This is a genomic window from Zoogloea sp. (genome assembly GCF_041914405.1).
Classification (GTDB): Bacteria; Pseudomonadota; Gammaproteobacteria; order Burkholderiales; family Rhodocyclaceae; genus Zoogloea.
Genome location: NZ_JAYSDK010000010.1, coordinates 57,009 through 70,082 on the forward strand (window position 1 = coordinate 57,009; position 13,074 = coordinate 70,082).

Sequence of the window (13,074 nt, forward strand, 5' to 3'; positions counted from 1 at the left end):
CCATTCTTCATGCCCCGCGTTTACGAACCCCTGACCGAAGAGCTGCTGCGCGAAGCGGACGAGTTGCTGCCCACACTCATACGCAACGCCCTGATCGGCATCTACATCATCCAGGACGATCTGTTCCGTTACGTCAATCCGCGCTTCGCCGAAATGTTCGGCTATGCGCAGGCAGAAATCTGCGGCCGGCTGGGGCCCACGGCGCTGATCGTGCCGGAAGACCGCTGCAAGGTCAGCGAGGCCATCTCAAGACGCATCCATCACGGCGCCGACACCGCCCACTACACCTTCCGCGGCCGCCGCAAGGACGGCAGCCAGATCGAGCTGGAGGTCTTCGGCAACCGCACCGAGTTCGACGGCCGCCCGGCCATCATCGGCATGCTGGTGGACATCACCGCCCGCGGCACCGCCGAACGCACTGCCCGCGAGCAGCTGCACTTCATCGGCCAGCTCATCGAGGCGATTCCCAGCCCGCTGTTCTTCAAGGATGAACAGGCCCGTTACCTGGGCTGCAACAAGGCTTTCGAGGCCTTCCTCGGCAAGCCGAGGGAAGAACTGATCGGCCGCTCGGTGTTCGACATCTCGCCGCCGGAGCTGGCAGCCCGCTACCACGAGGCCGACCAGGCCCTGTTCGACCACCCCGGGGTACAGACCTACGAGGCGCTGGTCTCTTCGGCGGACGGCCAGAACCGGGACGTAATCTTCAACAAGGCGACCTATTTCAAATCCGACGGCAGCCTCGGCGGCCTGGTCGGCGTGATCACCGACATCACCGACCGCAAGCAGACCGAAGCCCTGATCTGGATGCAGGCCAACTACGACCCGCTCACCGGCCTGCCCAACCGCCGCCTCCTCAACGACCGCCTGGCCGAGTTGATGAAGCAATCCCACCGCACCCACGACTGCGTGGCGGTGATGTTCATCGACCTGGACCGTTTCAAGGAGGTCAACGACACCCTCGGCCACGAGGCCGGCGACCGCCTGCTGGTTGAGGCGGCCCGTCGCATCGTCAGCTGCGTGCGCGAGTCCGATACGGTGGCCCGCCAGGGCGGCGACGAGTTCACCGTGCTGCTGCCCGGCCTCGCCGACGAAGCGCCGATCGAGCGCATCGCCGAAGACATCATCGAGGCCCTAGCCCAGCCTTTCCAGCTCGGCCACGACATCGCCTACGTGTCGGCCAGCGTGGGCATCACCCTGTTCCCGAAGGATGCCGAGACACCGGCCGACATCCTGAAGAATGCCGACCAGGCCATGTACCACGCCAAGGACGAAGGCCGGAACCGCTTCAGCTACTTCTCGCCGCGCATGCAGGAGGCCGCGCTGCAGCGCCTGCAGCTGGGCAAGGACCTGCGCCACGCCCTCGACCGGGGCCAGCTGAGCCTGCACTTCCAGCCCATCCTGCGCCTCGCCGACGGCCACTTTCACAAGGCCGAAGCCCTGCTGCGCTGGAATCTGCCATCGCGCGGCTTCGTGTCGCCGGCCGAGTTCGTGCCGGTGGCCGAAGAGCTGGGCCTGATCGACACCATCGGCACCTGGGTCTTCCGGCAGGCCATCGACATGGTGGCGCGCTGGCGGGCGACGGTATCGCCCGAGCTGGCCGACAGCCTGCAGATCACCGTCAATGCCTCGCCCCGACAGTTTGCCAAGGGGCGCTCGCTGGCCGTCCTGCTCGACGAGCTTATCGAGAGAAAGGTGCCCGGCACCTGCATCGCGATCGAGATCACCGAAGGCCTGCTACTCGACGAGCACCCGTCGGTCACTGCCCAGCTGGCCCGCCTCAGCGCCGCCGGCATCCAGATCTCCATCGACGACTTCGGCACCGGCTACTCGGCGATGGCCTACCTCAAGCGGATGGACATCGACACCCTCAAGATCGACCGCTCCTTCGTCCGCGACCTGACCACCGACCCCAGCGACCTGGCGATCACCGAGGCCATCATCGCAATGGCCCACAAACTCGACCTGGAAGTAGTCGCCGAGGGCGTCGAGAGCGAGGCCCAGTGCGAACGCCTGGCCGCCGCCGGCTGCGATTACGGCCAGGGCTACCTGTTCTCCCCGCCTCTGCCGGAAGACGCCTTCTTCGACTACATCGCCCGCCATCGGCCATGACCTCCCGCCTGCCGCCCTCCAGCCCCGGCAAGCCCGCCACACCCGAGGAACTGCGGCGCTACGACCTGCTGCTGGCCGGCCTCGACCTGCTCGACCAGGCCATCGCGGTGTTCGACGCCAGCCCCAAACTGGTGACCTGGAACAAGGCCCTGCAACGCCTGCTCGACTTTCCCGAGGAAATGGTCCGGGTCGGCACCCCCTTCGAGGACTTCGTGCGCTTCAATGCCCAGCGCGGCGAATATGGCGGCAATGACGCCGAGGTGGAACGGCTGGTGGCCGAACGCATGGCCTCGGTGCGCTCGTTCCAGCCCCATCAGGCCGAGCGCATCCGCCCCAACGGCCAGGTATTGCAGATCCGTGGCGTGCCGATCCCCAACCTGGGGTTCGTGACCCTATGGACCGACATCACCGAGCAGCGCCGTTACGAGCAGCTCATCGAACGCCAGAACGCCGAGCTGGAAAGCCGCGTCAGCGCCCGCACCGCCGAACTGGAGGCGGCCACCACCCGCCTCGACGCACTGGCCGGCCAACTGGCCCGCAGCGAGGAGCGCCTGCGCCTGATCATGGACGCCATCCCGGCGCTGATCGCCTACGTGGACGCCGACGAGCGCTACATCTTCGCCAACCGCGGTTACACCGAATGGTTCGGCATCGACCCGACCCAGATCATCGGGCGCAGCATCGCCGAAGTCTTCGGCCCCGAGGCCTACGCGCAGATCCGGCCCTACATCGAGCAGGCCTCCACCGGCGAACAGGTCAGCTACGAGTATTCGCGCATCAACCCGGCCGGCCGCCCGGTCCATGCGCGCAGCGCACTGGTGCCCGAGGTCTCGCCGAGCGGCGGCGTGCAGGGCTACTTCGTGCTGTCCATCGACATCACCGAGCAGAAGGCCAGCCAGGCCGCGCTGATCCAGGCCCAGAAGATGGAAGCCGTCGGCCAGCTCACCGGCGGCCTGGCCCACGACTTCAACAACCTGCTCACCATCATCACCGGCAACCTGGCCACCCTGCGCGACAAGCTACCGGCCCACCAGGGCTACGACGACTACCTGGAGCCGGCCCTGTCGGCAGCGCGGCGCGGCACCGAGCTGATCCGCCGCCTCCTCACCTTCTCGCGCCAGCAACCACTGGAACCCAGCCCGGTGGAGGTCGGCGCGCTGGTGCAGGGCATGACCTCGCTGCTGTCCCGCTCCCTCACCGAGCGCATCCACATGCAGCTCGACCTGCCGGCCGACAGGCTCTACGCCCTGGTGGACCCCCACCAGCTGGAGAGCGCCCTCCTCAACCTGGCCATCAACGCCCGCGACGCGATGCCCGACGGCGGCGAGCTGCGGGTCGCGGTGAGCCACCGCCAGGTCACCCCGAGCATCGCCCAGCAAGCCGAGGTCCCGCCCGGCGATTACGTGCAGTTCGACGTCTCCGACACCGGCTCCGGCATTCCGCCGGAGCTGCTGCCGCGCCTTTTCGAACCCTTCTTCACGACCAAGGCCTTCGGCGCCGGCAGCGGCCTCGGCCTGGCCATGGTGTATGGCTTCATCCGCCAGTCCGGCGGCAACATCCGGGTGCTCAGCACACCGGGCGCCGGCACCAACGTACGCTTCATCGTACCGATGACCGACGCGCCGGCGCCCGCCCCTGGCCCCGCCGCGCCGGCCACCACCGCCACCGAGAACGCCCACCGCCTGGTGCTGCTGGTCGAGGACGAACCCGAAGTACGCAAGGTAATCCGCCAGCAGCTCACCGAGCTGGGCTACCCGGTCCTCGAAGCCGGCAACGGCCTTGAAGCGAAGACCATGCTGGAGGCGGTGGAGGACATCGCGCTGCTGCTCACCGACACCGTGATGCCCGGCCTCGGCGGGCGGGAATTGGCCGCCGAAGCCCGCGCGCTGCGCCCGGCGCTCCCCATCCTGCTGATCACCGGCTATGCCACCGGCGAACCGCCGGCCGGCATGCCCGACATCCCTACCCTGCGCAAACCCTTCGAGCGCAGCGCCCTCGCCGCAGCCCTCGCCGCCCTCGACCATCCGGAGACTCCGGCCCCATGACCGCCGCCGACAAGGACAGCCCCCTGATCTTCATCGTCGAAGACGAAGCCGACATCGCCCGCCTGATCGCCAGCAACCTGGCCGAGTACGGTTTTCGCAGCGAGAGCTTCGGCACCGGCCGCGCCCTGCTGGCGCGGGCCCGCCGTGTGCAGCCGGAGCTGGCCATCCTCGACCTCGGCCTGCCCGACATGGACGGCCTGCAGGTGCTGCGCGAACTGCAGGAGCAGCACCCCTGCGCAGCCCTGATCCTGACTGGCCGCGACGGCCTCACCGACCGGGTGCTGGGCCTTGAACTCGGCGCCGACGACTATCTGGTCAAGCCCTTCGAGCCCCGCGAGCTGGTGGCCCGCGTGCGCTCCATCCTGCGCCGCTACCAGAAGGCCGCCACACAGGAAGCCAGCGGCCACAGCAGCGCACTCTTTGCGGGCTGGCATTTCGACCTCGGCCGCCTCCATCTCACCGCGGCTGACGGCCATGAAGTCACCCTGTCCGCCGCCGAGGCCGCCCTGCTGCAGACCCTGCTGAAGCGCCCCAACAAGATCCTGACCCGCGAGCAACTGATCGGTGAACGCGACCTCGACCCCTTCGACCGCAGCATCGATGTGCGCATCTCCCGCCTGCGCCGCAAGCTTGAAGACGATCCACAGGATCCGAAAATCATCAAGACCGTATACGGCGCCGGCTACCTGCTGTGCGCCTCAGTGGCCTGGGAGTGATCCCGCCCGACCGCCGACTCCCGTAGAATGCCGGCTCCTTTAGGAGGGAAAAACCAATCATGACAAGACCATTCAAAGTACTCGGCGTCCAGCAAATCGCCATCGGCGGCCCGTCCAAGGACCGCCTGCGCACCCTGTGGGTGGACATGTTCGGCCTCGAAGTCACCGGCACTTTCAAGTCGGAACGGGAGAACGTGGACGAGGACATCACCGCCATGGGCAAGGGCCCGTTCAAGGTCGAAGTCGACCTGATGCAGCCCCTCGACCCCGAGAAGAAACCGGCCGTGCATACCACCCCGCTGAACCACGTGGGCCTGTGGATCGACGACCTGCCGAAGGCCGTCGAGTGGCTCACCGCCCAGGGCGTGCGCTTTGCGCCGGGTGGCATCCGCAAGGGCGCCGCCGGCTTCGACATCACCTTCCTTCACCCCAAGGGCAACGAAGAATTCCCCATCGGCGGTGAGGGCGTGCTGGTCGAGCTGGTCCAGGCTCCGCAGGAAGTGATTGACGCCTTCGCCAAGCTGGCCGGCTGATCACCTGCGTCAAACGACGAAGGGCCGGCCCTCTTGCGGGGCCCGGCCCTTCGCACGTCTGGCGCCGCTTACAGCGATTTGGCCTGGAAGGTGTTGCAGTCCTTCACCTGGCCGCTCGCCATGCCGCGCTTGAACCAGCGCACCCGCTGCTCCGACGAACCGTGGGTGAAGCTGTCCGGCACCGCGTAGCCCTTGGCCTGCTTCTGCAGGGTGTCGTCGCCGATGGCGGTGGCAGCGCGCAGCGCCTCGTCCACATCCCCCTCGTCGAGGATGTGGCGCGCCGTATCCGCGTTCTTCGCCCATACGCCGGCCAGGCAGTCCGCCTGCAGTTCCAGGCGCACCGACAGCGCATTCGCCTCCCGCTCGCCGGCCCGCTCGCGCGCAGCCTGCACCTTGGCCGAGACACCGAGCAGGTTCTGGACGTGGTGGCCCACCTCATGGGCGATCACGTAAGCCTGGGCAAAATCCCCCGGCGCCCGGAAGCGCGTCTTCAGTTCCTGGTAGAAGCCCAGGTCGATATAGACCTTGTGATCCGCCGGGCAGTAGAAAGGCCCCATCGCCGCCTGCCCGGTGCCACAGGCGGTGCGGGTGGCGCCGGAGAACAGCACCAGTTTCGGATCCTCGTACTGCTTGCCGGCCTGGCGGAACAGCTGCTGCCAGGTATCCTCGGTCTCGGCCAGCACCTTGCGCACGAACTTCGTCTCCGCGTCGTTGGCCGGCGGACGGTGCTGCTCCACCGAAGGAGGCGGCGCCGATACATGGGATGCCTGGTTCAGCACGACCCGCGGATCGATGCCGAAATACATCGCCACCAGGGCAAGCACCACGGTCCCGACGCCGATCCCGCCGACGGGCAAGCCCCCACCCCCGCCCCCCCGCCTGTCCTCGACGTTGTCGCTTTCCCGGCTGTCGTCCAAACGCATAAAACCTCCTTCAAGACTTGCAACGCCTTGTCGCGCTGCAACATTTTCCTTGTGCAATGGGCGCATTATCGCTATAGTCCGCGGTCCGGTGCAAAAAGCGGTTTCGCACCGAGTCACATCGTCCCTGACCTTCTTATATCTCCCGTATTCGACGAGAGGTTGTCCTGATCGGTTAGTGCCGATATGCCAGTCAGGCAGCCTTACTGCCGCACGCGTTTGCGCGTCGCGGCGCGTTGCCGTTTTTTCTTCGCGGGCACCGCATCCGCAATACAAAAGATAAGGAAGCGAACATGGATTTCGCCACTCTCGGGCTCTCCGAACAGATCGTCAAAGCCGTTGCCGACGCCGGCTACACCGAACCCACTCCGGTCCAGCAAGCTGCCATTCCGGCCGCCCTCGCGGGTAAGGATCTCGTGGTCTCCAGCCAGACCGGCTCAGGCAAGACTGCCGCCTTCATGCTGCCGTCCCTGCAGCGCCTGACCACCGAAGCGACCATCAAGGCCCGCGGCCCCCGCGTGCTGGTGCTGACCCCGACCCGCGAACTGGCCGTCCAGGTCACCGACGCCTGCAAGGGCTACGGCAAGAACCTGCGCTACGCGAAGGCTGTCAGCGTGGTCGGCGGCATGCCCTACCCGGTGCAGAACAAGCTGCTGTCCAGCCCCTATGAAATCCTGGTGGCCACCCCTGGCCGCCTGATGGACCAGATGAACAGCGGCCGCATCGACTTTGCCCGCCTGGAAATCCTGATCCTCGATGAAGCCGACCGCATGCTCGACATGGGTTTCGTGGACGACATCGAGGCCATCGTCGCCAAGCTGCCGGCCGATCGCCAGACCCTGTTCTTCTCGGCCACCCTCGACGGCCAAGTCGCGCGCATGATGCAGCGCCTGCTGAAGGATCCGGAGCGCATCGAGATCGCCTCCGCGCAGACCCGCCATGAGAACATCGAACAGCGTCTGCTGGTGGCCGACGACATCAGCCACAAGAACCGCCTGCTCGACGGCATCCTGCGTGACGTGGGCGTCGAACAAGCCATCGTGTTCACCGCTACCAAGCGCGACGCCGATGCGCTGACGCTGAACCTGGAATCCCAGGGTCACTCGGTTGCCGCCCTGCACGGCGACATGAACCAGCGGATGCGCACCCGTACCCTGGATCAGCTGCGTCGCGGCCACCTGCGCGTGCTGATCGCCACCGACGTGGCCGCTCGCGGCATCGACGTGCGCACCATCAGCCACGTGATCAACTACGACCTGCCGAAGGTTGCTGCCGACTACGTGCACCGCATCGGCCGCACCGGCCGCGGCGGCTCCAGCGGCATCGCCATCAGCCTGGCCGAGCGCCGCGACGTGCGCCTGCTGCGCGCCATCGAGCGCTACACCCGTCAGCCGCTGGCCGTGCACACCCTGCCTGGCCTCGAGCCGCGCACCACGCTGCCGGCCGACGAGCGCCGCCCCGGTGGTCCGCGCCGTGACGGTCGCGGCTACGGCAACGGCGGCGGCCGCTTCGGCGACAAGCGCCCGTCCGGCGGCTTCGGCGGCAACCGCTTCGACCGCGAGCGTCGCGACGACAACCGCGGCGAAGGCCGCAGCGCCAGCCCCTGGGGCGGCAACAGCGAAGGCCGTCGCGATTTCCGTGACGCCCCCCGCCGCGCAGACGGCCCCAGCGCCCCGCGCCATCCGGAACACCGCACCGAGTTCCCCCACGTGGCCAAGCGCAGCTCCACCCACCACAATGCCGGCGGCTTCGGCGGCGGACGCAGCGAAGGCACTGGCGGCAAGCCGCGCGCTGGCCGTACCTTCAACCGCGACCGCTAACGCCACGGCAAGGCCGGGCCACCGCCCGGCTCGCGGCACATGACAAGGGGGCGCCTACGGGCGCCCCCTTGTCATGCGTGCATCCTCCGTATCCCGACAAAAGCAAGACAGGGCGCCCTTCCCCACGCTGTGACCGGAAACAGGAATAGCGTCAAAAGACCCCTCAATTCCTGAGGTGGATCAACTGCCGGCCATCTATGATGGAATACAGTTTTCGGCACGCAGCATTCCAGCCTGCCCGGCGCTCATTCCAAAGGGGGAGAAACCATGAAAATCACCAGTCCCGTCATCGGCGAAATCGAAGTGTCGCCGGACCGCATCATCGAATTTCCGAACGGCCTGCCCGGCTTCGAAACGGCCCGCCAGTTCACACTGCTGCACCCGGAAGGCAATGACGCACCGAACATCTTCGTGCTGCAAGGCGTGGACAACCCCGAAGTAACCTTCACCGTCACCACGCCGGACATCCTCGGACTGAATTATGAATTCACGCTGACCGACGACGAAATCGCCGCACTCCAGCTCGGCAATCCGGACGACGTCAGTGTGCTACTGATCGTCCGCAACAACGATACGGATGCTGCCGCTCCGCAAGTCAATGTGATGGGTCCGCTGGTCGTCAATATCGACTCCCGCCGCGCGATCCAGAAGATCATCGGCCGCGTCGACACCAGCGTTACGCTGCGCGCAGTCGCCTGAACGCTTTCTGCATCGCGCCTGACGGCCTCCCGCCCGACTCCGGGCCGGAGGCCGTTTCAGTCAGTACAGCAGGTATTCCCGCCGTTCTTCTTCCCAGGCCTTCTCATCGGCCAACGCCAGCGCATCCAGGTCGCCGGGACGCGTCGTCGCATCATCCACCCATTCGCGGAGGCTCTCTGAACCGTTGATCAGATCGATGGCCAGGCGGTCGTGCTCATACTCGTAGGGGAAATCCCGCCACAGCGGGTAATCCCGCCGCACCCGGCGGATCGCCTTGAAGGCCAGCGCCTGAAGGCGCCACGGACGGAAGGCTGCGTGCTCGTAATGGGTCGGATCCTCCACGTGGATCTGCACGCCCTGGCACAGTTTGCCGGCGTGCTTGTGGAAGGTCGGCTCGAACCAACATTCGCGCAGCTTGCAACCGGCCAGCCACCTGGGCGCAAAGGCCTCCATCTCGGCCAGCACCTTGCGGGCGTCCAGGTCGGGGGCGCCGAACAGTTCCAGCGGACGGGTAGTGCCGCGCCCCTCGGACAGGGTCGTCCCTTCAAGCATCACGGTGCCGGCATAGGCCCGCGCCATCGACAGGTTGGGCGCGTTGGGGCTCGGGTTGATCCAGCTGCGCTCGCCTAGCGGCCAGCCGTAGCCGGGCGCCGCCTCAGGCTGCCAGCCCTCCATCGTGATCACGTGGCAATCCACGTCGAGCTTCAGCGTAGCGACGAACCAGCGCGCCAGTTCGCCCATCGTCAGGCCGTGGCGCATCGGCAATGGGCCCGCGCCGACGAAGCTCTCCCAGCCCGGCCGCAGCAGCGTGCCCTCGACCGGACGCCCGGCCGGGTTCGGCCGGTCCAGTACCCACACGCTCTTGCCGTGGCGGGCCGCCGCCTCCAGCACATAGCGCAGGGTGGTGATAAAGGTGTAGATGCGGCAACCCAGGTCCTGCAGATCAACCAGGAGCACGTCGAAGCGGTCCATCATCGGGGCCGTCGGGCGACGCACTTCGCCATACAGGCTGAACACCGGGATGCCGTGCTGCGGATCGAAGAAATCCGGCGACTCCACCATGTTGTCCTGCTTGTCGCCACGCAGCCCGTGCTGGGGACCGAACGCCGCCGACAGCTGAATGTCGGGCAGCGCCGCCAGCGCGTCGAGGGAGTGGGTCAGGTCACGGGTGACGGAGGCCGGATGGGCCAGCAGGGCGACCCGTTTGCCAGCCAGCGGACGGCGCAGTTCTGGGTCGGCGAGCAGGCGGTCGAGACCGAAACGGATCATGGTGTCGGAGCCTTGAGAGCGACGGCAAAACCGTCGCGGTGATGGAAGTCGGGCTTGCCCGGCGGATGCGCCAGTGCCCAGTAACTGTGATGGCCGTCGCCATGCTCGACGACGGCGGTGATGCCCAGCTGCAGCTCGCCGGCCGGCACGCAGGCCGCCTCGAGTTTCGCCTCCAGGCTCAGCACGCCGGCATCGCGATTGATGACCAGCCGCGGCGCCGGGCCGACCGGTGAAGGCACGCGGCCCCGGTAGGTTGCAAAATCGAAGCGCGCCCACTGGCCGTTGGGGGAAAAATTGAATTCCCGATATGCATCGGTGGCAGCGATGCCGACGAACACTTCAAAACAGGTATAGGCCCACAAACGCTCAGGAGGCAAGGGCGTCGCTGCCTCCGGAATGCGCAGGACTGCGAGCGCACCCTCCAGCCGGTAGCGCAGCGTAAGGCCGCCATCGGCACTGCGCTCAAATTCCACATCAATCTCCGCCAGACCAGCGGCCGGCGTATCCGGATGGCAAACCAGCGGGACGGGAGAGGAAACCATCATGGATCGTAGGAGAAGCTCGGGGGCTGGATTCTAGCGGTTCTGCCACTACAGGTTAAACTCCCGCGAGCCGACACGGTCCATTCCATTCGTGCCCTTGCAGCAATTGCCATGTCCGCATCCCACTCCCCCGTCCAGCGCAGCTTTACCGACCGCCTGCGCCAGGTCGCCCTCTTCGAGATCGGCGGCCTGCTGCTGATCACGCCGCCCTACATCTGGCTGTCCGGCCAGCCGAGCGGCGACTCCTTCGTGCTGATGGCCATCCTGGCCGTCATCGCCGCCATCTGGAACGGCAGCTTCAACACCGCCTTCGACTGGCTGGAAGGGCGCCTCACCGGACGCACAGCCGACCGCCGCCCGTGGCGGCTGCGGGCCATCCACGCCATCGGTTTCGAAGGCGGCCTGTTCATGATCACGCTACCGGTGGTGATGCTGTGGACCGGCATGGACTGGCTCACCGCCCTCGCCGCCGACATCAGCATCGCTCTGGCCTACGTGGTGTATGCCTTCGGCTTCAACCTGGCCTATGACCGGGTCTTTCCAATCGTCGCGGGCCCGGGCCGCTGACCCCCGCTGCAGGCGGCCGACGAAGCGCGGGCGGACCGCTATAATCCGCCCCTTCGCTTCCGCCGGAAACCTGCCGTGTCCGACCGCCTCAAAGTCCTTCCCCAATACCTGATCCCCAAGCAGGCCCTCACCGTGCTGGCCGGCAAGCTGGCCGGCGCCAAGGCCGGCGGCCTCACCACCAGCGTGATCCGCTGGTTCGTCGGCCGCTACGGGGTGAACATGGACGAGGCGGCCAACCCGGACATCGCCAGCTATGCCAGCTTCAACGATTTCTTCACCCGCCCGCTGAAGGCCGGCGCCCGCCCCCACGCCGACGCCGACTTCATCTGCCCGGTGGATGGCGCGATCAGCCAGTTCGGCCGCATCGACCGCGACCAGATCTTCCAGGCCAAGGGCCACGCCTACTCCACCCGTGCGCTGGTCGGCGGCGACCGGGACCTGGCGGCACAATTCCAGGATGGCGAATTCGCCACCTTGTACCTCAGCCCGCGGGACTACCACCGCATCCACATGCCCTGCGACGGCCGCCTGACCCGCATGATCTACGTGCCCGGCGCGCTGTTCTCGGTGAATCCGACCACCGCCCGCGGCGTGCCCGGCCTGTTCGCCCGCAACGAACGGGTGGTATGCGTCTTCGAGAACAATGAGATCGGCCCGTTCGTGCTGGTTCTGGTTGGCGCGACCATCGTCGGCAGCATGGCCACCGTCTGGCACGGCCAGGTCAATCCGCCCCGCCCCGGCAAAATCCGCGAATGGGACTACCCGGCCGGTGAAGTGATGCTGAAGAAGGGCGACGAGATGGGCCGCTTCCTGCTCGGCTCGACGGTGGTGATGCTGTTCCCGAAGAAGCGCGTCAGCTTCACCGAGGCGTGGGCCCCGGCCCGCCCGATCCGCCTCGGCGAGGCGATGGGTCACCGGCCGCGCTGAACCGCGCCGGCCTCAGTGGCGCAGGCGCAGGATGCGCCACGCGCCGGCCAGCACCATCGCACCGATGATGCTGCCCACCACCCAGTCCGGCCAAGGGCTGCCGAGCCAGGCAACCAGACCGCCGGCGACGATCACGCCCAGGTTGGCCAGCGCATCGTTGGCGGTGAAGATGTAGCTGGCTTTCATGTGCGCGCCGCCGTCCCGGTGACCGGCGATCAACACCATACAGGCCACGTTGGCGACCAAGGCCAGCAGCGACACGCCCATCATGGCACCGGCCAGGGTCTCTGAACCATACAGCACGTGGTCCGCCACCTGCACGAACAGGCCCAGCCCGAGCAGCAACTGCAACACGCCGGCGAAGCGCGCCGCCTTCAGCTGCAAGGCCGCCCCGCGCCCGACCGCGTACAGCGCCACCGCATACACCGCCGCATCGGCAAACATGTCGAGGCCGTCGGCGAGCAGGCCCGACGACTCCGCCCACCAGCCGGCCAGCCCTTCGATCACGAACATCGCCGCGTTGATGGCCAGCAGCCAGCGCAGCGCCCTCCGTTCGGCGACCGGATCCTCCACCCGTGCCGTTGGCGCTCCGGCCGCCGGACCGCTGGCGAGGCGTTCCGCCCCCATGCCCAGGCGGGCGATGCGGGTTTCCACCTCGTCGGCCGGCACCCCATGCCAGACGGTGACGGTACGGGCAACCAGGTCGAACTCCAGCCCATGGGCCAGTCCATCCAGCTCCATGCGCACCAGCGCCTCCTCGGCCGGGCAATCCATGTCGCCGACACGAAAGATCGAGCGCAGGGACGCCTCGCCGGATGCCAACCGAGGCGTTGCGGACACTGCCGCGCCGGAGGCGGAACAACTGCATCCGCCGGAACAGGACGAACTCATGCCAAAACTCCTCGGGATTCCGTGGGGGCGAATTCA

Annotated in this window: 12 protein-coding genes; 8 read left to right on the plus strand and 4 right to left on the minus strand. The window is 67.2% G+C overall.

Features of this window, described 5'->3' with window-relative positions; genetic code table 11:
- The first annotated feature begins 9 nt into the window (after window positions 1-9).
- The 4 genes from ACE3RX_RS08190 to ACE3RX_RS08205 are packed head-to-tail and all read left to right on the plus strand — an operon-like array spanning window position 10 to window position 5,403.
- Entirely contained in the window at window positions 10-2,109 is a 2,100-nt protein-coding gene (locus ACE3RX_RS08190; RefSeq protein WP_374482193.1) for a putative bifunctional diguanylate cyclase/phosphodiesterase, read from the plus strand.
- Window positions 2,106-4,154, plus strand: a complete 2,049-nt coding sequence (locus tag ACE3RX_RS08195; RefSeq protein ID WP_374482195.1) for a PAS-domain containing protein — start codon at window positions 2,106-2,108, stop codon at window positions 4,152-4,154. The genes ACE3RX_RS08190 and ACE3RX_RS08195 overlap by 4 nt, the downstream gene beginning before the upstream one ends.
- Window positions 4,151-4,870 (plus strand): response regulator transcription factor, encoded by a 720-nt coding sequence (locus ACE3RX_RS08200; RefSeq protein ID WP_374482197.1) that lies wholly within the window; start codon window positions 4,151-4,153, stop codon window positions 4,868-4,870. The genes ACE3RX_RS08195 and ACE3RX_RS08200 overlap by 4 nt, the downstream gene beginning before the upstream one ends.
- Window positions 4,871-4,926: 56 nt before the next feature.
- Window positions 4,927-5,403 (plus strand): VOC family protein, encoded by a 477-nt coding sequence (locus ACE3RX_RS08205; RefSeq protein ID WP_088179428.1) that lies wholly within the window; start codon window positions 4,927-4,929, stop codon window positions 5,401-5,403.
- Between the two features lie 68 nt (window positions 5,404-5,471).
- Here ACE3RX_RS08205 and ACE3RX_RS08210 read toward each other — a convergent pair whose 3' ends face one another.
- Window positions 5,472-6,326: a neutral zinc metallopeptidase gene (locus tag ACE3RX_RS08210; RefSeq protein WP_374482199.1), complete on the minus strand. Its 855-nt coding sequence runs from the start codon at window positions 6,324-6,326 to the stop codon at window positions 5,472-5,474.
- Between the two features lie 290 nt (window positions 6,327-6,616).
- Here ACE3RX_RS08210 and ACE3RX_RS08215 point away from each other — a divergent pair, with 290 nt between their 5' ends.
- The gene (locus ACE3RX_RS08215; protein ID WP_374482201.1) at window positions 6,617-8,143 is read left to right on the plus strand and encodes a DEAD/DEAH box helicase; all 1,527 of its coding nucleotides are present in this window, start codon (window positions 6,617-6,619) and stop codon (window positions 8,141-8,143) included.
- A gap of 267 nt (window positions 8,144-8,410) precedes the next feature.
- A complete protein-coding gene (gene fliW / locus ACE3RX_RS08220) occupies window positions 8,411-8,842 on the plus strand; it encodes a flagellar assembly protein FliW (RefSeq protein WP_374482203.1) in 432 nt (143 codons plus the stop codon).
- Between the two features lie 60 nt (window positions 8,843-8,902).
- On the opposite strand, the gene ACE3RX_RS08225 is transcribed toward fliW, so the two are convergent.
- Both ACE3RX_RS08225 and ACE3RX_RS08230 read right to left on the minus strand, forming a co-directional pair.
- Complete coding sequence (locus ACE3RX_RS08225; protein WP_374482205.1) at window positions 8,903-10,111, minus strand: exo-beta-N-acetylmuramidase NamZ domain-containing protein; 1,209 nt, start codon at window positions 10,109-10,111, stop codon at window positions 8,903-8,905.
- Window positions 10,108-10,584: a DOMON-like domain-containing protein gene (locus tag ACE3RX_RS08230; RefSeq protein WP_374482207.1), complete on the minus strand. Its 477-nt coding sequence runs from the start codon at window positions 10,582-10,584 to the stop codon at window positions 10,108-10,110. The genes ACE3RX_RS08225 and ACE3RX_RS08230 overlap by 4 nt, the downstream gene beginning before the upstream one ends.
- Before the next feature lie 180 nt (window positions 10,585-10,764).
- On the opposite strand from ACE3RX_RS08230, the gene ACE3RX_RS08235 reads away from it, so the two are divergent.
- Both ACE3RX_RS08235 and asd read left to right on the plus strand, forming a co-directional pair.
- Window positions 10,765-11,220, plus strand: coding sequence for a PACE efflux transporter (locus ACE3RX_RS08235; RefSeq protein WP_374482209.1), 456 nt, complete (start codon window positions 10,765-10,767; stop codon window positions 11,218-11,220).
- A gap of 75 nt (window positions 11,221-11,295) precedes the next feature.
- Window positions 11,296-12,147, plus strand: coding sequence for an archaetidylserine decarboxylase (gene asd, locus ACE3RX_RS08240; RefSeq protein ID WP_374482211.1), 852 nt, complete (start codon window positions 11,296-11,298; stop codon window positions 12,145-12,147).
- 12 nt (window positions 12,148-12,159) lie between these two features.
- On the opposite strand, the gene ACE3RX_RS08245 is transcribed toward asd, so the two are convergent.
- A complete protein-coding gene (locus ACE3RX_RS08245) occupies window positions 12,160-13,038 on the minus strand; it encodes a cation transporter (RefSeq protein ID WP_374482213.1) in 879 nt (292 codons plus the stop codon).
- Window positions 13,039-13,074: the final 36 nt, after the last annotated feature.